25 protein-coding genes are annotated in these 23,650 nt (G+C 40.2%); 24 read left to right on the top strand and 1 reads right to left on the bottom strand.

The genetic code is table 11. The annotated features are described in order from the left end of the window. Positions 1 to 66 precede the first annotated feature (66 nt). From A6749_RS04575 to A6749_RS27525, 22 genes are all read left to right on the top strand, one after another. Positions 67 to 1,113: a site-specific integrase gene (locus tag A6749_RS04575; protein WP_066385761.1), complete on the top strand. Its 1,047-nt coding sequence runs from the start codon at positions 67 to 69 to the stop codon at positions 1,111 to 1,113. 210 nt (positions 1,114 to 1,323) lie between these two features. Further along, on the top strand, positions 1,324 to 1,794 hold the full coding sequence (locus A6749_RS04570; RefSeq protein ID WP_066385759.1) for a PRC-barrel domain-containing protein: 471 nt from the start codon (positions 1,324 to 1,326) through the stop codon (positions 1,792 to 1,794). An 11-nt stretch (positions 1,795 to 1,805) separates the two neighbouring features. Next, on the top strand, positions 1,806 to 1,997 hold the full coding sequence (locus tag A6749_RS04565; protein WP_066385757.1) for a hypothetical protein: 192 nt from the start codon (positions 1,806 to 1,808) through the stop codon (positions 1,995 to 1,997). A gap of 35 nt (positions 1,998 to 2,032) precedes the next feature. Then, positions 2,033 to 2,167 (top strand): YrzQ family protein, encoded by a 135-nt coding sequence (locus tag A6749_RS27540; RefSeq protein WP_084797633.1) that lies wholly within the window; start codon positions 2,033 to 2,035, stop codon positions 2,165 to 2,167. A gap of 82 nt (positions 2,168 to 2,249) precedes the next feature. After that, positions 2,250 to 3,341 carry an AI-2E family transporter gene (locus tag A6749_RS04560; protein WP_066385755.1) on the top strand — a complete coding sequence of 364 codons (1,092 nt, stop codon included), beginning with the start codon at positions 2,250 to 2,252 and terminating at the stop codon, positions 3,339 to 3,341. Positions 3,342 to 3,665: 324 nt separating this feature from the next. Then, positions 3,666 to 6,305 carry an alanine--tRNA ligase gene (alaS, locus tag A6749_RS04555; RefSeq protein WP_066385753.1) on the top strand — a complete coding sequence of 880 codons (2,640 nt, stop codon included), beginning with the start codon at positions 3,666 to 3,668 and terminating at the stop codon, positions 6,303 to 6,305. Between the two features lie 56 nt (positions 6,306 to 6,361). Beyond that, on the top strand, positions 6,362 to 6,628 hold the full coding sequence (locus A6749_RS04550) for an IreB family regulatory phosphoprotein (protein ID WP_042354965.1): 267 nt from the start codon (positions 6,362 to 6,364) through the stop codon (positions 6,626 to 6,628). Positions 6,629 to 6,632: 4 nt separating this feature from the next. Continuing rightward, complete coding sequence (gene ruvX / locus A6749_RS04545) at positions 6,633 to 7,049, top strand: Holliday junction resolvase RuvX (protein WP_066385751.1); 417 nt, start codon at positions 6,633 to 6,635, stop codon at positions 7,047 to 7,049. 12 nt (positions 7,050 to 7,061) lie between these two features. Next, positions 7,062 to 7,370 (top strand): DUF1292 domain-containing protein, encoded by a 309-nt coding sequence (locus A6749_RS04540; protein ID WP_066385749.1) that lies wholly within the window; start codon positions 7,062 to 7,064, stop codon positions 7,368 to 7,370. 365 nt (positions 7,371 to 7,735) lie between these two features. Next, the gene (gene mltG, locus A6749_RS04535; RefSeq protein WP_066385747.1) at positions 7,736 to 8,860 is read left to right on the top strand and encodes an endolytic transglycosylase MltG; all 1,125 of its coding nucleotides are present in this window, start codon (positions 7,736 to 7,738) and stop codon (positions 8,858 to 8,860) included. Positions 8,861 to 9,094: 234 nt separating this feature from the next. Continuing rightward, complete coding sequence (locus A6749_RS04530; protein WP_066385744.1) at positions 9,095 to 9,745, top strand: O-methyltransferase; 651 nt, start codon at positions 9,095 to 9,097, stop codon at positions 9,743 to 9,745. Next, the gene (locus A6749_RS04525; RefSeq protein WP_066385743.1) at positions 9,742 to 10,671 is read left to right on the top strand and encodes a peptidase U32 family protein; all 930 of its coding nucleotides are present in this window, start codon (positions 9,742 to 9,744) and stop codon (positions 10,669 to 10,671) included. Before A6749_RS04530 ends, A6749_RS04525 begins: the two co-directional genes overlap by 4 nt. A gap of 171 nt (positions 10,672 to 10,842) precedes the next feature. Then, entirely contained in the window at positions 10,843 to 12,114 is a 1,272-nt protein-coding gene (locus A6749_RS04520; RefSeq protein WP_066385741.1) for a peptidase U32 family protein, read from the top strand. A 1-nt stretch (position 12,115) separates the two neighbouring features. After that, positions 12,116 to 12,751 carry a uridine kinase gene (gene udk / locus A6749_RS04515; RefSeq protein WP_066385738.1) on the top strand — a complete coding sequence of 212 codons (636 nt, stop codon included), beginning with the start codon at positions 12,116 to 12,118 and terminating at the stop codon, positions 12,749 to 12,751. A gap of 168 nt (positions 12,752 to 12,919) precedes the next feature. Beyond that, positions 12,920 to 13,396, top strand: a complete 477-nt coding sequence (gene greA, locus A6749_RS04510) for a transcription elongation factor GreA (RefSeq protein WP_066385736.1) — start codon at positions 12,920 to 12,922, stop codon at positions 13,394 to 13,396. 57 nt (positions 13,397 to 13,453) lie between these two features. Beyond that, the gene (locus tag A6749_RS04505) at positions 13,454 to 15,205 is read left to right on the top strand and encodes a peptidoglycan D,D-transpeptidase FtsI family protein (RefSeq protein WP_066385734.1); all 1,752 of its coding nucleotides are present in this window, start codon (positions 13,454 to 13,456) and stop codon (positions 15,203 to 15,205) included. A 111-nt stretch (positions 15,206 to 15,316) separates the two neighbouring features. After that, positions 15,317 to 17,299 (top strand): alpha/beta hydrolase family protein, encoded by a 1,983-nt coding sequence (locus tag A6749_RS04500; protein ID WP_066385732.1) that lies wholly within the window; start codon positions 15,317 to 15,319, stop codon positions 17,297 to 17,299. A gap of 136 nt (positions 17,300 to 17,435) precedes the next feature. After that, entirely contained in the window at positions 17,436 to 18,134 is a 699-nt protein-coding gene (locus A6749_RS04495) for a YrrS family protein (protein ID WP_066385730.1), read from the top strand. Positions 18,135 to 18,150: 16 nt separating this feature from the next. Next, positions 18,151 to 18,846 (top strand): 5'-methylthioadenosine/S-adenosylhomocysteine nucleosidase, encoded by a 696-nt coding sequence (gene mtnN, locus A6749_RS04490; protein ID WP_066385728.1) that lies wholly within the window; start codon positions 18,151 to 18,153, stop codon positions 18,844 to 18,846. A 586-nt stretch (positions 18,847 to 19,432) separates the two neighbouring features. Then, a complete protein-coding gene (locus tag A6749_RS27535) occupies positions 19,433 to 19,573 on the top strand; it encodes a YrzI family small protein (RefSeq protein ID WP_084797632.1) in 141 nt (46 codons plus the stop codon). A 29-nt stretch (positions 19,574 to 19,602) separates the two neighbouring features. Then, complete coding sequence (locus A6749_RS27530; protein WP_084797631.1) at positions 19,603 to 19,743, top strand: YrzI family small protein; 141 nt, start codon at positions 19,603 to 19,605, stop codon at positions 19,741 to 19,743. A 28-nt stretch (positions 19,744 to 19,771) separates the two neighbouring features. After that, positions 19,772 to 19,912 (top strand): YrzI family small protein, encoded by a 141-nt coding sequence (locus tag A6749_RS27525; protein ID WP_084797630.1) that lies wholly within the window; start codon positions 19,772 to 19,774, stop codon positions 19,910 to 19,912. Positions 19,913 to 20,398: 486 nt separating this feature from the next. On the opposite strand, the gene A6749_RS04485 is transcribed toward A6749_RS27525, so the two are convergent. Then, entirely contained in the window at positions 20,399 to 20,848 is a 450-nt protein-coding gene (locus A6749_RS04485; RefSeq protein ID WP_066385726.1) for a PaaI family thioesterase, read from the bottom strand. 304 nt (positions 20,849 to 21,152) lie between these two features. On the opposite strand from A6749_RS04485, the gene paaK reads away from it, so the two are divergent. Continuing rightward, positions 21,153 to 22,478 carry a phenylacetate--CoA ligase PaaK gene (paaK, locus tag A6749_RS04480; protein WP_066385724.1) on the top strand — a complete coding sequence of 442 codons (1,326 nt, stop codon included), beginning with the start codon at positions 21,153 to 21,155 and terminating at the stop codon, positions 22,476 to 22,478. Between the two features lie 212 nt (positions 22,479 to 22,690). Further along, entirely contained in the window at positions 22,691 to 23,647 is a 957-nt protein-coding gene (gene paaA / locus A6749_RS04475) for a 1,2-phenylacetyl-CoA epoxidase subunit PaaA (RefSeq protein WP_407937502.1), read from the top strand. Positions 23,648 to 23,650 lie beyond the last annotated feature (3 nt).

Raw genomic sequence — 23,650 nt, 5'->3', positions numbered from 1 at the left:
ATGATAAAGTATTTTTAGTCACACTTATGGTTTGCACTCCAATTGATATAAATGGAGTGACGGACGATGAGCAGTATTAAAAAAGATGAAAAGAAAAAAACCTGGTACTTTGTCATAAGTGCCGGGTTTTATCCTGACGGAAGAAGAAGGCAAATAAAACGTACAGGTTTTGAAAAGAAGTGGCAAGCAGAGGAAGCTTATTTAGCAATTAAAAATGAACTTCAACAAGATATATTTCCTGACCCAAACAACGTCACTTTTGAAACCTATTTAGAAAAATGGAAGAAAAGGAAACGAAACCAATTAGAGGAAAGCACTTATGATCGTTATGAACGTATGTGGAGATTACACATACTTCCGGCAATTGGTAAAATGAAAATTCAAAAGATTAATCAATTAGTTATTCAAAATTTAATTGATGATTTATCTTTTAACCAAGGATTTGCAAGAAAATCCATTAACTTAGTTACTACTATATTAAATGGTGTTTTCAAAATGGCTATTACCGAAGGCATTATTAAAGAAACTCCCGTTAGAGATTTGGAGTTACCAAAAATGTCAAAAAAACCAATGACTATATGGAACGAAAAAGATATTGAAACATTTTTATCTTTCGGAGAAAACATTAAAAAAAGAGGGAAATACTATGTTGCTGTTTTAATGGCGCTATTCACTGGAATGAGAAAAGGAGAAATTTTAGGTTTACCATGGGATAATGTAGATTTAGAAAATAAAGTTATCCATGTTAAACAAATTCTTGAATCCAATGGCAGGCAAATTAAATTAACAACAAAAACCGGAGTTTTTAGACAGATTCCATTTGATGATGTATTAAAGGAAGAATTAATTCGTCATAGGGAATTTCAAAAAAAGGATTCTCCGAATAATCCACTAAATTTAGTTTTTTGTACTCGAACCGGGAAAACTGTAGTCGAAAACACAATTAATGATGTATTAAATAATTATTGCAAAAAGCTTAATCTACCAAGAATAAGAGTTCATGATACTCGTCATTCTCACATTACTAATGTGTATTCATTTAGGAGCAAATGTAAAGCAAGTACAAGAACGCGCTGGACATACAAAGGCTTCTATGACATTGGATATATATAGTCATGAATTCCCTAATCAACAACAATTTATTGTAGATAAAATAAATACCAAATTTAAAAGAACGTGACTTTTCTGTGACTAAATCAAATAAAGACTGAATAATTACTTGTAAATAAAGGGGTTGGAGCCATTCCACATTGGAAAACGTTTCACCTTATGATTTTATGGTAAATGACTGAAACTAAGAATGTTCGAAGGAGGTGTCACTCTTTGCGAACATTCTCTTTATTGAAAGGTCAGCCTGTTTTTGAAACCAAGAGTGGCAGGAAGATCGGAGAAGTCACGGATTTGTTTCTTTCAACGACCGGCACTGTGGAAGGTTTATTAGTCAAAAAAGGCGTTTTCTTCAAACAATCCTGTTTTTTGGATATCCAAAATGTGTCATCTTTCGGTTGGGACGGGGTCATGATTGATGATGAGAATGCTTTGGAAAAGCAGAAGGAAGGTTCGGAATATACATCAGCCCATTCTATCGAAGGAATGATGATGCTCTCAAAGAGCGGCAACTCGCTTGGACTGTTAAAAGATGTATATTTTCAGGAAGAATTGGGCACAATCGTAGGGTATGAAATCACGGATGGTTTCTTTTCGGACATAATGGAAGGCAAGCAAGTGATCCACACCCGAGAGCCCTTAACGATCGGAAAGGATGCCATCATCGTCGATGTAAATCAAACGTGAGGTGTCTTTCCATGTTTAAGTGTCCTAATTGTGCGAGCAAGGATATCGGTAAAATCGGCATTAACCAATATTATTGCTGGAACTGTTTTATCGAACTTTCTGTCTCCAAAGGAATTATCAACACCCATCAGGTCGAAGAGGATGGTACATTAAGTTCCCTAGATGATTTGTTTGAAGAAGAAGAGCGTCGTTACACCCTTTAAAGCGGCATACGCAAAATAAAAAAGAGGTGAGACGTATGAACAAAATGATGACGTCGATGATTGCTTTCGGAGCAGGAATGGCGGCCTATAATCTGGCACAGAGAAATAATCTGATGTCAGGACGGCAAATGAAACGAATTCAAAAAAGAGTAAAACGCGCATTATTTTAAGTGATATCCCCCTCAGCAATTGAGGGGGTTTTTACATATTTCCACTCAATGTCTCGAAAAATAACAGAAAGGGGGCATATTCGTGGATATTCGTATGAAATGGTATTATCGCATCGGTTTTTTACTCCTTTTATTAATTGTCATTTATTTCTTTCTTAAAGTCCGTACTGTATGGCTGCCCATTATAAGAGTAGCGGCCATCATTGCCACACCCTTTATCATTGCGGGGTTTATTACCTATTTGCTTCACCCGATAGTAGAGAAACTGCATGAAAAAGGGCTGAAGCGCGGCTGGGCGATTCTTTTGATTTATATCATTTTCTTTGGCGGAATAGGAATTGCTCTGTATAAGGGAATCCCAGCAATGATTGATCAATTAAAAGACCTTTCCGAAAGTGCGCCGCTATTTGCGGAGCAGTACCGCGAATGGATTCAAACACTGCAATCCCATACAAGGGAATGGCCGGATGGACTGCAGACAAGAGTAAATGATGGAATTGATGCCTTTGAAGAAAAGCTGGATTCGCTGCTGTCGACGATTGTTAACATATTAGTTGATTTTTTAAATTCCGCCTTACTTCTCATGCTGATACCATTTATTGCATTTTATATGTTGAAGGATTTTCCATTGCTTAAACGTTCAATATGGTATATAACTCCGAAATCTTGGCGCAGAAAAGGTGCCCTGTTTTTAAAGGATGTCGATAAATCACTTGGCAGCTATATCCGCGGGCAGCTTCTTGTCTGTATCATAATTGGCGTGATTTCAGCCCTCCTATTTTGGATTTTTCATCTTAAATATCCTTTGCTGCTGGGCCTAATAATCGGGGTCACAAATGTCATCCCCTATTTTGGCCCGATTATTGGAGCTGTCCCTGCTGTGATTATCGCTGCAGTGTCCTCAGGGAAATTAGTCATTATTACGATTGTTATTGTTTTCGGGCTGCAGTTCCTTGAAGGAAACATATTATCGCCATTTATTGTTGGGAAGAGTCTACATATGCATCCGTTAGTCATTATGATTGCCTTAACGGCAGGTGGCGAGATTGGGGGAATCCTAGGGCTGATTTTTGCTGTTCCTGTTTTAGCGGTATTAAAAGCGGGCATTGTTCATGCGAAAAATCACTTTGTTGATGTGAAGAGAAATGAACAGCCAGCAAATGGCGGCGAATAATTGACAAACGTTTTACTGGTGGATATAATTCGACTAGAGAATATATGTGAAACATGTTGAAGGATCGAGTATGTTGTAGACCATCTGCAGCACATAGTGCAAAAGAGAGGAGCTTCCATGGCTGAGAGAAGTTCTAGATGAAGGACAACAGAACGCTAATCCGGAGTGCAGCTAATACCTGCCGTCCCCTTGCGTTAAAAGGTTATTGAGAGATGAGTGCATTTTGTGCTCGTAATCAGGGTGGTACCGCGAGTCAAGCTCTCGTCCCTGTCAGGGGATGAGGGCTTTTTTATATTCTTTTAAGAAAATAAAGGAGGCTAAATGATGACAAATTTAACTGGCTCACAAATTCGTAAGATGTTTTTGCAATTTTTCAGTGAAGAAAAAGGGCACCAAATTGAACCAAGTGCTTCGCTTATTCCTCACGATGACCCGTCATTATTATGGATTAACAGCGGTGTGGCAACATTAAAAAAATATTTTGACGGCCGCGTAGTGCCGGAAAATCCACGAATCACCAATGCGCAAAAATCAATCCGGACAAATGATATTGAGAATGTTGGAAAAACGGCACGTCACCATACGTTTTTCGAAATGCTAGGTAATTTCTCCATTGGTGATTATTTTAAGAAGGAAGCGATTGAATGGGCGTGGGAATTCTTAACCGATAAGAAATGGATCGGCTGGGACCCGGAACTATTATCCGTGACAGTTCATCCGGAGGATCATGAAGCATATGACATCTGGCATAATACAATTGGTATTCCTGAAGAGCGGATTATCCGTCTGGAAGGGAACTTCTGGGATATCGGCGAAGGTCCAAGCGGCCCGAATACGGAGATTTTCTATGACCGCGGTCCGGAATACGGCGATGACCCGAACGATCCGGAATTATACCCGGGCGGTGAAAATGAACGCTATTTGGAAGTATGGAACCTTGTATTTTCACAATTTAACCATAACCCGGACGGCACGTATACACCGCTGCCAAAGAAAAATATTGATACCGGAATGGGCTTGGAGCGGATGGCTTCAGTAGTTCAAAATGTACCAACTAATTTTGACACAGATTTATTTATTCCAATTATCCGGGCAACTGAAGAAATCTCCGGCGTGAAATATGGTGTGGATAAGGAAAATGATGTTGCTTTTAAAGTAATTGCTGACCATATTCGGACAGTTGCTTTTGCTATCGGTGACGGAGCGCTGCCATCGAATGAAGGCCGCGGCTATGTATTAAGACGTTTGCTCCGTCGTGCGGTTCGTTACGCAAAGCAAATTAATATTAACCGTCCTTTCATGTATGAGCTTGTCCCTGTTGTCGGGGAAATTATGGCTGACTTCTATCCAGAAGTAAAGGATAAAACCGAATTTATTCAAAAGGTCATCAAAAATGAGGAAGAGCGTTTCCATGAAACCCTTCATGAAGGCTTAGCAATTCTAGCCAGCGTGATTAAAAAAGAAGAGGAAAAAGGCAGCGATACCATAAGCGGAGAGGATGTTTTCCGTTTGTATGATACATATGGCTTCCCGGTTGAATTAACCGAAGAGTACGCCTTCGATGCAGGCATGAAAATTGACCATGAAGGCTTCGAGGCAGAAATGGAGGTTCAACGCGAACGTGCCCGCGCCGCTCGTCAGGATGAAAATTCAATGCAGGTTCAAAGCGGTGTCTTACGAGATATCATGTTAGAAAGCAAGTTTGTTGGTTATGATGAATTAAGAACCACTTCTACTATAATTGCTATTATTAAAAATGGCGAGCTGGCTGCTGAAGTATCGGCTGGTGAAGAAGTTCAAATTATGCTTGATGTAACACCGTTCTATGCTGAAAGCGGCGGTCAGATTGCCGACCACGGTATGATTGAAGGTGAAGGTGTCAGCCTGTTTGTCAAGGACGTCCAAAAAGCGCCAAACGGACAAAACTTGCACAAAGTAGAGGTTAAAACCGGCACTTTAACGACCAATCAGCAAGTAACCGCAATAGTTGATGCTGAAAATCGCGCCAAAATTATTAAAAACCATACAGCAACCCACCTGCTCCACCGTGCTTTAAAGGATGTGCTGGGAGAACATGTTAACCAGGCCGGTTCACTTGTTGAGCCAGAGCGTCTACGTTTTGACTTTTCGCATTTTGGTCAAATTAAACCGGAAGAACTGGAGCAAATTGAAAAGATTGTCAACAAGAAGATTTGGAGCAGCATTGAAGTAGACATCAGCTTAAAGCCGATTGCTGAAGCAAAAGCAATGGGTGCGATGGCGCTCTTTGGTGAAAAATATGGCGATATTGTCCGCGTTGTCAAGGTTGGGGATTATAGCCTGGAATTATGCGGCGGGTGCCATGTTCCGAATACATCTGTGATCGGTCTATTTAAAATTGTCTCTGAAGGCGGTATTGGCGCCGGTACGAGACGGATTGAAGCCGTAACTGGTGAATCTGCATACAAGGCATTAAACGAGCAGATTGGGGTATTAAAAGAGGCTGCTGAAAAATTAAAAACAAGCCCAAAAGAAGTAGTCAACCGGATCGACGGATTATTGTCCGAGGTTAAGCACTTGCAGAGAGAGAATGAATCCCTTACTGCGAAACTTGGAAATATTGAGGCTGGAAGTCTTGTGTCAAAGGCGAAAGAAATCAATGGTATTACCGTGTTAGCAGCGAAGGTACAAGCAGCGGACATGAATAATTTACGAAATATGGCAGATGATTTAAAGGAAAAGCTCGGTTCAGCCGTAATCGTACTTGGCAGTGCCCATGACGAAAAGGTTAATTTAATTGCCGCGGTTACAAAGGACTTAATTGAAAAAGGTTATCATGCCGGAAAACTGGTCAAAGAAGTTGCTGCTAAATGCGGCGGCGGGGGCGGCGGGCGTCCTGATATGGCACAAGCCGGCGGTAAGGATCCGCAAAAACTTGATTCTGCATTGCAATTTGTCGACGAATGGGTAAAATCTGGTTTGTAATCTCGACAAAGTAGTGTAAAATATAGGTAACAATTACAATTCGAGGTGTACTTTACATGAGCTCATTTGACAAAACAATGAGATTTAATTTTCCTGAAGAACCCTTTGAACATGATGTAAATGATGTTCTTTTCCAGGTCTATGAAGCGTTAAAGGAAAAAGGGTACAATCCTATTAATCAAATTGTCGGTTACCTTTTATCAGGAGATCCAGCGTACATTCCTCGTCATCGTGATGCCCGTAATATAATTCGTAAGCTGGAACGTGACGAAATTATTGAGGAGTTAGTCAAATCCTATCTTAGACAACAACGAGAGGTTTAATAGAATGCGTGTAATGGGTCTTGATGTTGGCTCAAAAACAGTGGGTGTTGCCGTCAGCGATGAGCTGGGGTGGACAGCACAAGGCCTCAAAACCCTCCATATCAATGAAGAAAAGCAGGAGTTTGGTTTTGAGGAAATTGGTCAATTAATAAAAGAGTATCAAGTTAGTCAAGTTGTCGTTGGTTTGCCAAAAAATATGAACGGCACCATTGGTCCCCGCGGTGAAGCGAGCCAAGCCTATGCAGCGGAGATTGAACAAAAGTTTAACGTACCAGCTGTTTTGTGGGACGAGCGGCTTACAACCATGGCTGCGGAGAGGGTTTTGCTCGAAGCCGATTTAAGTCGTAAGAAAAGAAAAAAGGTAATTGACAAAATGGCTGCAATGATGATCCTTCAAGGCTATCTTGACAGCAAAAAATAATGAGGTGAAGCAATGACACACGAACATAACCATACAGAAGAAGAAGAACGCTATATTACACTTGTAAATGACAATGGCGACGAAGAATTATTTGAAATCCTGTTAACTTTTGAATCGGAAGAGTTTGAAAAGTCCTATGTATTATTTTATCCTGTAGGGGCTTCAGAGGATGAAGAAGACGGAGAAGTCCATGCATATGCCTATATTCCAACCGAAGACGGCGGTTTTGGCGAGCTCCTGCCAATTGAATCGGACGAAGAATGGGATATGGTCGAAGAAGTATTTAATACTTTCCTTGACGATGAAGAAGAAAATGAATAATATTGAAAGAACCAGCTGACAACAGCTGGTTCTTTTATTGTACTTTGAGAATTGTCTAGCTACAGCGCCCAGCGACTAGTGTCCTTCGGTCTTCTCCTACGATAAGTCAACATCGAATCGCTATCGCTCTTCGTGTTTCCTTTATCTCAGTCGAAGCCCTCCACAAGGAATGCTTCGGCAGCATAGGCATCGCACGAAGAAAAAGCGTTAGCTTTTTCGAGGAGGCCATACGTCGCTAAACGGGCGCCTCCGCTTTTCGTGTGAAATTGACAATTCTCTTACTATATGCTGAAATAATTACGATACCCAATTTATTCTCAATTTTAGGATGGTTTTGTACCCGGGGTACTCAAAGGGGGAGTATAATGGCAACAGATAAAAAAGATATCATACGGCAAAAAATGCTGGAATCACAAAAGGAAGCTAGGGTTGTTAGAAAAATAGTATTAATTGTTTCGATCATATTGGTATTATCTATTTTTATTATTGGCGGTGGAGGGTATCTCTACATAAAATCGGCACTTGAACCGATTGATCAAAATAGCAAGGTTCAGAAAAAGGTAGATATTCCAATCGGCTCATCCGTAACGGGTATTGGAGAAACACTTGAACACAACGGCATTATTAAAAATGCGAAAGTGTTTAAATATTATGTGAAGCTTAAAAATGAAGGTGGATTTATGGCCGGAGAATACGAACTGAGTCCATCGATGGATATACCTGAAATTGTCAGCCGCTTGAAAACAGGAAAGGTATTAGCAAAGGCAGCTGTAATAATGACGATTCCTGAGGGAAAACAGCTGAAAGAAATTGCTGCCATCATGGCAAAAGCAACCAAACAAAAAGAAGCTGATGTATTAAATCAATTAAATGATGAGTCCTTTGTTAAGGGATTAATGGCAAAATATCCTAATCTCTTAACAAATGAAATTCTTAATTCTCAAGTAAGGCATCCGCTTGAAGGGTACTTATACCCGGCAACCTATTCTTTTTATAAGAAAAATCCAACTGTCGAAGAAATAGTAACGGTCATGCTTGAGAAAACACAGGATATTTTGGCAAATTATCAAGAGGAAAGAGAAGCTAAAAAACTGTCTATCCATCAATTGTTAACAATGGCTTCCTTAATTGAGGAAGAGGCGACTGAAAAGGTGGATCGCAGAACGATTTCCAGTGTGTTCTATAACCGGATAAAAAAGGGCATGCCGCTGCAAACGGATCCTACCGTTCTATATGCTCAAGGAAAGCATAAACAAAAGGTATATTATAAGGATTTAGAAGTTAATTCACCTTATAATACCTATAAACATAAAGGCCTGCCGCCGGGACCTATCGCTAATGCCGGGAAAATTTCCATTGAGGCTGCGCTTGACCCGGAAAAAACGGATTATTATTACTTCTTAGCGACGGCTGACGGTAAGATTATCTTTACAAAAACGTTAGATGAGCATAATAAAGAGAAAGCAAAGCATATTTCCAACAAAAAATAGTTTTATAAACGGGGGATTTGTTCGCAATCCCTCTTTTTTTATGGTAAAATAGATCAGGTGTTTTATAAATGACCTAAAGCGTAACTTACAGTTAGCTTGTTCGTGGTGTTATTGCCCTAAAGCATCGGGCTTGGCAGCTCGCGGCACGTTATTTTCTGTGTACGCTATTTTTTCATGTCTAAGGAGCAGTATTTTGGTAAGAATGCTGTATTAAAAGGATTGAGGTGACGCAGCTTGTTAAATGAGAAGCTGCATTTATATATTGAGGGGTTAGTCCACGAGCGGAATTCGTTATTAACGGAAATGGAGCAGTATGCGACCGCTCATAATATACCAATTATGGAACTTACAGGGATCGAAACGATGCTTCAGCTGCTTAGAATACATCGTTCAAAAAAAATTCTTGAGGTGGGAACGGCGATCGGCTACTCCGCCCTAAGAATGGCGTATGGAATTCCAGAAACACATATTGTGACCATAGAGCGGGATGAAGAACGGATTCAATTAGCGAAAGAGTTTATTGGACGTTCAGGGCTGGCACAGCAAATTACCTTGATTGAAGGCGATGCCCTTGATGCAGCTGAGGCAGTCAGCAGTCATGCCCCGTTTGATGCGATTTTTATCGATGCCGCAAAGGGACAATACAAAAAGTTTTTTGAGATTTATTCTAACAACTTATGCGATGGTGGAATGATCATTACTGACAATGTTTTATTTAAAGGACTTGTAGCTGAATCAGAGATCGAATCGAAAAGAACCCGTAACCTAGTGAAAAAAATTGATGAATTCAACCGCTGGTTAATGGATCATCCGGATTTTGATTCTGTCATCCTACCTGTCGGGGATGGAGTGGCTGTAAGCAAAAAAAGAGGTGAGAGGAAATGACAAAAACTGAATTACTTGTAACACCGACGTCAGTTGAAGATATATTGCCATTAGCTGAGGCTGGGGCAGATGCCTTTGTCATTGGCGAACAAAGATATGGATTACGGCTTGCCGGGGAATTCAGCCGTAATGATGTCGAGAAAGCGATTGAACTCGCACATTCCCAAGGGAAAAAAGTGTATATCGCGATGAATGCCATTTTTCATAACGAAAAGGTGGATGAGCTGCCTGATTATCTTCGCTTCCTTTCTTCTGCCAATGCAGATGCAGTCATTTTTGGCGATCCAGCTGTGTTAATGGCGGCAAAAGAAGCGGTACCTGAGATGAAGCTTCACTGGAGTACTGAAACAACTGGGACAAACTGGTATACGTGCGATTATTGGGGCAGAAAAGGTGCAAAAAGAGCTGTTCTTGCACGAGAAATTAATATGGATGCGATTGTTGAAATTAAAGAAAATGCCAAAGTTGAAATTGAAGTGCAGGTTCATGGTATGAGCTGCATGTTCCAATCTAAGCGCTCATTGCTTGGCCACTATTTTGAGTACCAGGGCAAAGTAATGGAAATTGAAAATCGCAAGCAGCAAAAGAACATGTTCCTGCATGATAAGGAGCGGGAAAATAAATACCCAATCTTTGAAGATGAAAATGGTACTCATATCATGAGTCCTAATGATATTTGTATCATTGATGAATTGCAGGATATGTTAGAGGCTGGTGTCGATTCTTTTAAAATCGATGGAATTTTGAAGACACCGGAATATATTGCTGCTGTAACGAAAATTTATCGAGAAGCGATTGATTTATATGACCAGGACCCAGATCTTTATGAAGATAAAAAGGACGAGCTGTTAGCGGCAATTGAGGAAATTCAGCCGGAAAACCGTCCATTGGATACAGGGTTCTTTTTTAAGGAAACAGTTTACTGATAGAAAAGCGGAAGCGCCTTGGTCAGTGGCGTATGGCCTGGAGCGCTCCAACTGAGATAAAGGAAACACGAAGAGCCGGAGGCGATTCGATGTTTGACTTATCGTAGGGCGGAGAGCGAAGGACACTAGCCGCTAGGCGCTGTAGCTAGACAAATTAGGAGGAGTTCAAACGTGAATACAGTCAAAGAGAAGATTTCTGAAATCATCGATGGAAAACGTGTAATTGTTAAGAAGCCGGAACTCCTTGCACCAGCAGGCAATCTAGAAAAATTAAAAATCGCCGTTCAATATGGAGCCGATGCCGTATTCATTGGCGGACAGGAATATGGCCTTCGTTCCAATGCTGATAACTTTACGCTTGAAGAAATGAAGGAAGGCGTGGAATTCGCCAAACAATATGGAGCAAAAATTTATGTAACGACAAACATTTATGCTCATAATGAAAATATTCCTGGTCTAGAGGAATATCTGCTGGGATTAAAAGAGGCAGGAATTGCGGGAATTATCGTAGCCGACCCGCTTATTATTGAAACATGCCGCCGTTTAGCTCCTGAAATTGAAGTTCACTTAAGCACACAACAGTCGCTTTCCAACTGGAAGGCGGTTCAGTTCTGGAAGGAAGAAGGATTGGAGCGGGTTGTACTTGCACGTGAAACAAGTGCCGAGGAAATTCGTGAAATGAAGGAAAAGGTAGATATCGAAATTGAAACCTTTATTCACGGTGCCATGTGTATTGCCTATTCTGGACGCTGTACGTTAAGTAATCATATGACGGCACGGGACTCTAACCGAGGCGGATGCTGCCAGTCATGCCGCTGGGATTATGATTTATACAACCTAGAGAGCGAGGATAATGAGCTGCCTTTATTTGCCGAAGGGGACTCCCCGTTTGCTATGAGTCCTAAAGACTTAAACCTGATTCAATCAATTCCTAAGATGATTGAACTTGGAATTGATAGTTTGAAAATTGAAGGACGGATGAAATCCATCCACTATATCGCTACCGTTGTCAGCGTCTATCGAAAGGTAATTGATGCTTACTGTGCAGACCCAGACAATTTTGTTATTAAGCAGGAATGGCTGAAAGAGCTTGATAAATGTGCGAATCGAGAAACAGCACCGGCATTTTTTGAGGGTGTTCCGGGGTATAAAGAGCAAATGTTTGGTAATCATAGCAAGAAGACAAGTTTCGAATTCGTGGGCCTTGTGTTAGATTATAACCCGGAAACACAAATGGTTACGCTGCAGCAAAGAAACCATTTTAGACCAGGGGATGAAGTTGAATTTTTTGGACCGGAAATTGAAAACTTTACTCATGTAATTGATAAAATTTGGGATGAAAAAGGGAATGAACTTGATGCGGCTAGACATCCCCTGCAAATCGTCCAATTCAAGCTCGACAAACCGGTTTATCCGAACAACATGATGCGAAAGGAGAACTAGCATGATGCGAAAACCGGTTGTTATTGGTGTTACCGGTGGCTCAGGGTCCGGAAAAACGAGTGTAACAAAAGCTATATATGAAAGCTTTAAAGGTCACTCCATTTTAGTCATTGAACAGGATTACTATTACAAAGACCAGAGTCACTTGCCGTTTGAGGAACGGTTAAAGACGAATTACGATCACCCGCTGGCATTTGATAATAATTTATTAATAGAACATCTTGAAAAGCTATTACGTTATGAACCGATTGATAAGCCGGTTTATGACTATGCCGTTCATACACGCTCGGATCAAGTGATCCATGTTGAACCGAAGGATGTTATTATTTTAGAAGGTATTTTAGTGCTTGAGGATGAGCGGCTAAGGAATTTAATGGATATAAAGCTGTTTGTCGATACTGATGCCGATATTAGGATTATCCGCCGGCTGACTCGTGACATTAAAGAGCGGGGCCGAAGCTTTGATTCGGTTATTGACCAGTATACGAATGTGGTAAGACCGATGCATAATCAGTTTATTGAACCAACGAAGCGTTATGCGGATATTATCATTCCTGAGGGTGGTCAAAATCATGTTGCTATTGATTTAATGGTGACTAAAATTCAAACAATTCTTGAACAAAAGTCGTTTTTATGAAACAATAGCAAAAGAAAAGAAAAAGTATCCATGAATGGATGAATAAACATAGCAGCGCGCCCTGACACTAGGACGCGCACTATGTATTATGCTAATTGGCATATTTCTACATAAATAACGAAAACACAATCTTTCGGGGGATTGTGAAGACTAGAAGGAGTGAGGGTTTTGGCTACAGAAAAAGTATTTCCAATGACACAGGCGGGAAAAGAAAAACTTGAGCAGGAGCTCGAATATCTGAAAACGGTTAAACGTAAAGAGGTAGTAGAAAGAATTAAAATCGCCAGAAGCTTTGGTGATTTATCTGAGAACTCTGAGTACGATTCCGCGAAAGAAGAACAGGCATTTGTTGAAGGAAGAATCACCACTATTGAAAATATGATCCGCAATGCAAAAATTATTGCAGAAGGGGAACTTGCCGGAGATTCCGTCGCATTAGGACGCTCTGTAACATTTATCGAACTGCCGGATGGCGAAGAAGAGACTTATGCAATTGTAGGAAGCGCTGAAGCAGATCCATTCGAAGGGAAAATCTCTAACGATTCTCCTATTGCCAAAAGCCTAATCGGCAAAAAAGTCGGCGATGAAGTATCTGTTCAAACACCAGGCGGAGAAATGAACGTTCGTATTGTTTCAATTAAATAATGAATGATAGTTTGAAAATTCGAAACCTCGTCAAGACTTTTGACGAGGTGTTTTTTTATGTGGAGGAGACGAACGCTTGGCTTGCTGTTTATTTGTATCTTTGCTTTCATTCTTCTGTTAGTTAGATTAATGCAAATTCAATTATTTAAAACCGAGGCATTCTCAAAGCATAATGTTAATTTGTTGGAGGAAAGTGTGAAGCAGCGCACACAGGAGCTGGTGATTGATAATGGCAGAGGGAATTTCCTTGATCGAAATGGCGAACCGTTGACACATAAGAAGGCAACGGTGCTTGTACTTTTTCCATTTTTAAAAAAGACGGATTGGGACGTTGAAAAGGTTGCAGATATAACAGGAATCTCTCAAGAGGCATTAGAGGCATCTGTAGAATCAGCTAAAAAGCCGTTTGCATATGGAAAACCCGATCCTGTGGAACTAACAAGCTTTCAGATGAATCAAATTAATGCTTTAAAAATTCCTGGGGTTTTTGCTGTTGAAAAAAAGTTTGAGAGAACAGAGGTGCCGGCAGAGCAGCTGCTGGGCCTAACCGGTGAAAATGCCAAGGAATTAAAAAAACGCTATCCCGATAAAGAACTTTCGGAAAAAACGTTAATAGGTGTATCTGGTCTTGAGGAAAGCTTTGATGAATTTCTGCTGCCAGAGGGAAAGTCCAAGCTAGTTTATCATGTTGATGGCGGCGGCGCACCGTTATTCGGAATAAATGTTAAATATGTTGATCCTGCTAATCCATTTTACCCGGTCAACATCCGCACAACGATTGATAAAATATTTCAGCAAAAAGCGGAAGAGTTAGTTGACCATTATCAAATAAAAAAGGGCGGCTTGGTTCTTCTGGATATTGAAGACAATAGTGTGCTTGCTCTTGTTTCCCGGCCTGTAATGAATAAAAAGGATCCTTATAATGGGGCGGGAATCGTCAATCAAATGTTAAAGCAGCAAATCATGGGTTCCGTGTTCAAAACAGTCACAGCGGCTGCGGCAATTGAAAATAATTTAGATAATCCTAATGTGCTATTTAATTGCAGCCAAAAGATTAATGGTAAACCGGAGCGGAAATATGATTATGGGATGCTGAATTTTACTGATAGCTTTGCTAGAAGCTGCAATCGGACCTTTGGTGAATTAGCAAAAGATCTGCAAAAAACGGATTCGAATATGCTGGAGCAGTTTGCATCAAAATTATCATTGACCGGATCTGTTGGTTGGCAGGGAGATATTTACCATACAAGTGATTTTAAGCAGCTGCCTGATGAAGATAAAGGCCGGGTATTTGTGTCCGATGAGGCACGTAAGGATGCCAACTTTGCCGCAATGTCGGGAATCGGCCAGCATGAAGTGCGCGGCACGCCGCTCTCTGTGGCTAATATGATGGCGACGATTGCCAGGGGCGGGCAAAAGGAAATGGTAAGGACTGTTTCCAAGATTGAATATAAAAATGGGACAACAATGGTTGATTTTCCGAAAAAGGATCTCAAAGGCGACACGATCTCCCCTTATACAGCGATGAAGCTGCAAAAGTTATTGCGTGAGGTGGTTGTGAACCCAAACGGCACAGGCAGATGGTTCAAAAACCTGCCTTATGAGGCTGCCGGGAAGTCCGGGACAGCGGAAACTGGGAAATTCGCCGATGGAAAACAGCTGCACAATAAGTGGTTCGCCGGTTATTTTCCCTACAACCAGCCGAAATATGCTTTGGTCACTGTAAATTTGGATGTTCCAGACAATGAGGGCGGTGTAAATCTGTTATTTGCCGATATGGTGAAAATGCTTTACGAAGTAAATCATTAAAAAAGCAGCCAAGCTTTTGTAAAAAAGTATTTGGCTGCTTTTTTTGAAGGGAAAATATTTCTAATGTCGAAATAAAAGGAGGTACACATATAAAATTCAGGAGGATTCTAAATGTCAGAAGCAAGAGGAATAAAATCAGACGATTTATATGAGTTAATATCTGTGGCTAATCCACAGTTTTCTCCAGATGGGAAGTCCTATGTTTATATACAGACAACGATTGACCGGGAGACAGATGAGTATCAGTCACATCTTTTTTTTAATACTGCAGGAAGTAAGAACAAGCCGACACAATGGACATTCGGCAAAGGCAAAAATCATTCACCCCGTTGGTCGCCGGATGGAAAAACGCTTGCTTTTGTTTCCAGCCGCAGCGGAAAAAGTCAAATTTACTTGCTTAGCCTGAATGGAGGGGAAGCAAGACAGCTCACCTTCCTTACGGGCGGAGCGGTAAATCCGGTTTGGTCGCCGGACGCTAGTAAAATTGCTTTTAACACCTCTTTAAAAGCCGGTCAAACGATATTTGATGAGGAAGAAAAAAAGGAAGAGAAAGTAAAACCGCTTGAAGTATCGAAAATGAAGTATAAATCTGATTCTGAAGGGTTTTGGAACGGGCAGTTCAGGCAAATTGCCATTGTTGATGTAATGAGCGGCGAGCTGGCTCAGCTGACAGAAGGGGAGCACGATTTCAATCTGTTCAACTGGTCTCCGGACGGCAGATATTTGGCAATAGGGGCTGATTTAAATAATGATAACGATTTCTCTTTTAAGGAGGATCTATATTTATTAGAAATCGGTGCAAAAGAATTAACTGCAATTACTAATGGGACAGGTTATTTTTTCGGTGCAGAATGGTCTTTGGATGGCAGTTATATTGCAATGTTGGGGCATGAACGGCAATTTAAAAATGCTACCCATATGAAAATCTGGTTATATGAAGTTCAAACAAAACAGCTATCTTGTTTAACGGCAAATTGGGATGTACCGGTGGGGAATTTAATGGTTGGTGACTTTCTCCAAGGGGTGCAGGCACCAACAATTAGCTGGACAAAAAATAATGATGGGTTTTATTTTATTGCGACCGCACGCGGCAATACGAACATTTATTACACTGACCTATCGGGCAGTATCAAAGAGATATATAGCGGCGAACATCATGTATACGGGCTGTCTATTCATCGAGACACCGAAACAGCAGTAGCAGCGATCAGCAAACCGACAGACACGGGTGATTTATATTACATTTCATTGAGTGACAGCAAATTGATTAAAAGACTTACTAATGCCAATGGGGAATTTCTATCAAGAATTGACTTATCTCAGCCGGAAACAATTGAATTTGAAGGTGCCGATGGCTGGAAAGTGCAAGGATGGCTGATGAAGCCGATTGGTTTTGAAAAAGGAAAAAAATATCCGTTGATCCTGGAAATTCACGGCGGGCCGCATATGATGTTCGGAAATACATATATGAATGAGTTTCAAATTTTGGCGGCACAGGGATATGCTGTCCTGTATATTAACCCTAGAGGCAGCCATGGCTATAGTCAGGAGTTTGTCAATGCTGTCAGGGGCGATTATGGTGGTAATGATTATCAGGATTTAATGCATGGTGTAGATTATGTATTAGCAAACTATGATTTTATCGATGAAGACCGGTTAGGAGTCACCGGCGGCAGCTATGGCGGGTTCATGACCAACTGGATTGTCGGTCATACGAACCGCTTCAAAGCAGCTGTGACCCAGCGCTCGATTTCGAACTGGATTAGTTTTTATGGTGTCAGTGATATTGGATACTATTTCACGGAGTGGCAAATCCAAACGGAATTAGCGGATATCGAAACACTTTGGAAGCATTCGCCGTTGGCATATGTTCATCATGTCGAAACGCCACTGTTAATTTTGCATAGTGAAAAAGATTACCGCTGTCCAATTGAACAAGCGGAACAATTGTTTATTGCTTTGAAAAGGCTCGGAAAGGAAACAATGTTTGTTCGTTTCCCAGATGAAAACCATGAGCTGTCACGAAGCGGTAAGCCGGAACTGCGAGTAAGTCGTCTAGATTATATTATAAATTGGTTTAAAGAATATCTTTAGTCGTTACAGAAAAACTGTAATGCTTCCTCAGGACTTACGTTTTTTTCCAATATCGGCACTATTGGGGGATTTTCCTTCAAGTTCTCTGCAATTCATGTTAGAATATTCACAGCCTTGTTTTTAGGAGGGAAATTACATGAATAACGATCTGAACCAATATTCACGTTCAGGCAACCGGGCAAAACGACGAAAAACTAATCTTGTCTTAAATACCTTAATCATCATTGTGCTCGCATTAATAATCTTTGTTGCGTATAATATTTTTGTTTCAGGGAACGATGAAACGGCATCAACAAAGAAGGAAACACCGAAAACAGAACAAAACCAGGCCGTAAATAAAGAGAAAAAAGATAATACCACTTCATCTGAAGAAGAGGCAGCACAAGAAGTAACTACAAACGAAAATGAATCATCTCAAGATCCAGCAGCTGATGAAGAGAAACAGGCTGAAGAGGGCTCAAATGCAGAGGAAAAAGCGGACGACTCCAAGAAGGTTGTTTCCGATGGCGGGAGCTCCGCAAATGTACAAAGGACGATTGAGAATCCAACATGGAAACCGGTCGGCACCTCACAAACCGGGGAACATGCGCCTGTATATGATTCAAGTTCCGTTGATTGGCAGGAAATGTTGAACGCGATTACGTATGCTACAGGTCTTGATCAAAATAATATGACCGTTTGGTTTTTAGGAAGAGACCGCAGTACAACGAACGCTTCGATTGGAACCGTCTCTTCAAAGGATAAACAACAGAAATATAAAGTTTATATTAAATGGGTAGACGGTGAGGGCTGGATGCCGACAAAAGTAGAAGAATTAGCTGAGATTCCAAGATAACATCGGAGGGTAATCAATGAAGATAGCAATCATCGGAGCAATGGAAGAAGAAGTCACCTTGCTAAGAGATCATATTAAAAATCGCACGCAGGAAACTGTGGCGGGTTGTGAATTTACGTTTGGAAACATGAATGGTGCAGATGTCATCCTTTTAAGGTCAGGTATAGGTAAGGTTAATGCGGCCATGTCGACGACTATCCTGCTGGAGAAATATAAACCGGACTGCATTATTAACACCGGTTCAGCCGGAGGGACAAACCCTGAATTAAATGTCGGTGATGCAGTTATTTCAACGGAAGTCCGTCATCACGATGTCGATGTTACCGCATTTGATTATGAATACGGCCAAGTTCCCCAGCTTCCTGCAGCTTTCACCGCCGATGAAAAATTAATGGCAATTGCTGAGACAGCAGCTAAGGAACTGAATAATTTTCAAATTGTGAAAGGGTTAATTGCATCAGGAGATTCTTTTATGGAGGATCCAGAACGAGTTGCCTTTGTTCAATCGAAATTTGATAACTTACAAGCAGTCGAAATGGAAGCATCGGCAATTGCCCAAGTTGCCCACCGCTTCGGCATTCCATTCGTCATCATCCGATCACTATCAGACATCGCGGGAAAACAATCAGAAATATCCTTTGACCAATTCATCGACAAAGCCGCCACCAATTCTGCCACATTAGTCATGAAAATGGTCGCTGCACTCGCATAAGATGTCAGTGGGTGTCAGGCACCATGTGAATTTTTCACATGTCTAGCTCCAGCGCTTAGCCCCTCGAGTCATAAGTCAATCCGTCCAAAAGGTTAAAAAGCAACCTTTAGGCCGGCTCGTCTTATGCTTGTCGGGGCTGATCAAAGCGCTGGAGCTTTTCTTGTGCCTGACACCCATTTTTATTTTTTTATTAAAAAATTTCTATAAAATGGTTTACAAATGTGCAATATGTGGATATACTTACCGTAGTAAGTAAAAAATTCCAAAGGAGGTCGAAGAAGATGATTTTAGTATATGGCGTAAAAGGATCTAATGGAGCAGTTAAAACTTTATATTTGAATATCACGCATTCGACCAGATTGGAATGGATTGCTTAACTATTTAGTTAACCTACAATACATATCCATGCCGCAGGGAGAATGACGCCTTGCGGTATTTTTGTGCCATAAAACACCAATTGCCACAAGGAGTGACTTCTTGCGGCCTTTTTGTGCCCTTTTTTACCACATTTAAGTGCCAAGTGGATATGAATGGCATACGTTAGAAATTGTTGGTGTAAGTAAAATTTTTAAGGAGGTGATCAAGTATGACCCTGAATATCTTATTTTTCTCGATTACAATTAAAAAACGAAAAATCAATCTTCAAGAAGCAGTTAACCAGGAAAAGGCTGATAAGCTTTACGAACAAAACAGAGACCGTCAAATGACCATTCATCATTTCATGTAATGGCTTTGATAAAAAAGGAAGTGAAAATCATGACTTTAAATATTTTGTTTCTAACCATAACCATTAAGAAACGTAAAGTTAGCGCAAAAGAAGCTGCACACCAGGAAATGGTTGATAAGCTTTATGAACAAAACAGAGACCGTCAAATGACCATTCATCATTTCATGTAATGGCTTTGACAAAAAAGGAAGTGAAAACATGACTTTAAATATTTTGTTTCTAACCATAACCATTAAGAAACGTAAAGTTAGTACAAAAGAGGCTGCACACCAAGAAATGGTGGAGAAGCTTTATGATCAGCATAAGGATCGTCAAATGTCTATGTACCGCTTTATGTAAGATGTGATTCAACAACAAAAATAAAAGAAAGGTGGGTTTTAATGATGATGTATAAAGTAAAAGGCCGAGGAGATAGCATATGGGGTATGAAAGATACCACCTAGCTGGGCAAAAATAAAGCAGGAGGTAAATGAATAATGCCATTGCATATAATATTTCTGTCCCTCATTTTTAAGGTCAGGAAAAAGGAATAATATCCTAACGTAAATGTTTTGTTAGTCAATGCTGAATCGGTGTTTGTTAACATAATGTTCAAATTTCCAGTAGATAGATACTGTGAAAATATGATAAATTAAAGTTAAAGACGGATCTATCTAAGGGGTGGAGAACTATGTTTTTAGTAGTGGTTGCCTTCGTTATTACTGGTGCCATTGGCTGTATTATATCCGCTGAATTAAGTGCTGAAAATTAATAATGATAAATGAAAGGCATCGACCGAATTTTTCTGGTCGATGCTTTTCATTTTCTTGATCAGGCTCTTCCGGCTTAATCCTCATTTCCTACAAACGACTGACTTTTTCGATATACCATTGCATCCATCGTGGCGCATAATTCCTCGCCGCTAAATACATGAATCTTGTACCAGCCAAGCTTATGGTTTTTCTTAACTTCCTCTGCGGTGGCAGTAAGTTTTTGTCCCAATTTGCCCGCAGACATAAAATTGACATTTGTCGTTACTCCCAGAGCAGTTTTTCCATAGGAGTTGCTAGCTGCCGCAAAAACATAATCCGCCAAAGAAAAAATAACCCCGCCATGAACGGTGCTATGGGAATTTAACATGTTTTCATTCGGAATCAATTCAGCGGCGGCAGTTCCAGGCCCAAGATCAGTAAGCTTCATGCCAAGGAAATTTGCATACGGTTCATTTTTCATAATGTTTACGATTTGGTCATAATGCTTCTCGTGTAAAGCGTGATCATCTAATTTAACTGCCATCATATTATCCCCTTCATAATCAAATCATTATACAACGATTTATTAACGTTAAAACTATAATTGTAATATACCATTTTAATTAATTAGTATCAAATTTCGGAATTAACAAAATAATCTTTATGACAAAACCGCTTAAATCCCTTATATTTATTAGTTTTCTCCTATATTAAAACGGTTTCAGTAATAAAAAAATTCAGTAAACAATATTGACATGGTGCTAATGTGGTATTAATCTATAAATATATTACTAAATTAAAACAACCGTGTTATATGTGTTATTTAATTAATAAGGAGGCTTTAATTAATGTACAATCCAGAAATCGAAACAATGAGCCGTACTGAGATAGAAAAATTACAATTGTCCCGCCTTCAGCAAACGGTAAATAGAGTTTATGAAAATGTGCCGTTTTATAAAAGTAAATTTGATGAACTGGGAATAACACCTAATGATATCGAATCATTAGAAGATGTGAAAAAGCTGCCATTTACAAAGAAAAAGGATTTACGCGATCAGTATCCTTTTGGATTGTTTGCAGTTCCAATGGATGAGGTAAATAGGATTCATGGCTCCTCAGGAACTAGTGGAAAACCAACAGTGGTTGGCTATACAAAGAATGATATTAAGAATTGGGCTTCGATTGTTGCACGTGGTATAGTCACAGCTGGTGGGAGAAAAGGCGATATTTTCCACAATGCATATGGTTATGGATTATTTACTGGCGGGCTTGGTCTTCACTATGGTGCAGAAGAACTGGGAGTAGCGACAGTTCCTATTTCTGGTGGAAATACGGATAGACAAATTACAATAATTGATGATTTTAAGCCAAGAGGTATTTGTGGCACGCCATCATATATTTTAAATATTGTGGAACATATGGAACAAATTGGGATGAATCCTCGTGAAACTAGTCTTGAATATGGGATCTTTGGCGCTGAACCTTGGACTGAAGAAATGCGGGCAACTTTAGAACGTAAACTGGATATTAAAGCTATCGACATTTACGGTTTAAGCGAAGTAATGGGTCCAGGTGTTGCCATCGAGTGTATTGAAGCCCAAGATGGTCTGCATATTGCTGAAGACCACTTTTTCATCGAAGTTCTTAATCCTGATACATTGGAGCCTGTGGAAGATGGTCAAGATGGTGAACTTGTTTTTACCAGCTTAACGAAGGAAGCGTTGCCAATTATTCGTTATCGTACTGGAGATATCGCGTCCATTACCCGTGAAAAGTGTAAATGCGGCAGAACCCATACGCGGATGTCACGCTTAAAAGGTCGTACAGACGATATGCTTATTATCCGCGGTGTAAACGTTTTCCCTTCGGAAATCGAACGTGTTTTGTTACAGATTGAAGGACTTGTACCAAACTATCAAATTCATTTAATTAAGAAGGGCAGCCTTGATAGTGTTGAACTCCATGTAGAGATAGAAAATGAGCTTTATCAAAAGGTTGGGCAAGATTTAACACATTCTGAAATACAAAAATTGAAACGCGGCATCCAGCACCAAATGAAAAACAGCTGTTTAGTAACGATGGATACAATTATTAATAAACCAGGCAGTCTTCCTCGTTCTGATGGAAAAGCAAAGCGAATTGTTGATAAAAGAAATGCAGAACCCGTAGCTTAATATTGAAATCGCTTTATTTAAATGTAAAGTAATGCCTTGACCATACTGCTAAAACATCAATTAATAGTTGAATGTGTTAGCAGTATGGGCGGCCAGGATAAATTTTTACTAATATTATGTTATTGAAATAAAGGGAATATTCTTGAATTTTATATAACAATAAACTATAATAACGTTAATAATACGTTATATAATGTAAAGGTGGTATGGACATGAGTGTTCTAGAACGAGAGTTAAATGAACATGAAAAGCTGGAACAGTTTATCGCTAAAATCGAAGCTGGAGATAAGATCGAGGCTGATGATTGGATGCCAGAGGAGTATCGATTGGCGCTAATCAAATTAATCTCTATGCATGGTATCAGTGAAATTATGGGCGCACTTCCTGAAAAAGAATGGGTCCCTAAAGCTCCTTCATTAAGACGGAAATTGGGAATCATGGCTAAAGTACAAGATGAAATGGGTCATGGTCAATTACTTCTTCGCGTGGCAGAAGATTTATTAAAGCCTTATGGAAAAGACCGCGGCGATTTAATGAACGACTTATTCAGCGGTAAATTAAAGTTTCATAATGTCTTCCATATGGCTACCAAAACATGGGCAGATGCAGGTGTGATTGGCTGGCTGGTTGATGGCGCAGCGATTATCACACAGACAAATATGCTGAATGCATCATACGGCCCTTATTCTAGAGCACTTCACCGGATTTGTGCAGAGGAAGTATTCCATGCGCATCACGGAGAGTCCATCATTATGGCGCTGGCAGAAGGTACTGAAGAGCAAAAACAAATGCTCCAAGAGTCCCTAAACGGCTGGTGGGAAGCGCTGCTCATGTTTTTTGGACCAGCAAGCAGCTCAACAACGGGTTCAAGTAAGCAGGATATTACCATTAAATACAAAATTAGAACCAGCACAAATGAAGAGCTTAGACAGAGCTTCTTTACGAAATATATTCCACGGATTTTATCATTAGGATTAACGATTCCAGATCCGACATTACGATTTGATGAAGAGCAGCAGTTATGGATTTACCAGCAGCCTGATTGGAGTAAGTTCAAGGAAATTATCACTAACAATGGTCCGCGATCGCAGGCTCGTTTGAATTTAAGAAGAGTATCTTATGAAACAAACGCATGGGTACGCGATGCCTTAAGTGCGGTAGCAAATTAACGA

Origin of the sequence: Neobacillus mesonae (genome assembly GCF_001636315.1) — a bacterium.
GTDB classification, from domain to species: Bacteria; Bacillota; Bacilli; order Bacillales; family Cytobacillaceae; genus Neobacillus; species Neobacillus mesonae.
The sequence above is the reverse complement of the archived record's forward strand: the minus strand, read 5'-3'. Positions and strand labels throughout refer to the sequence as shown.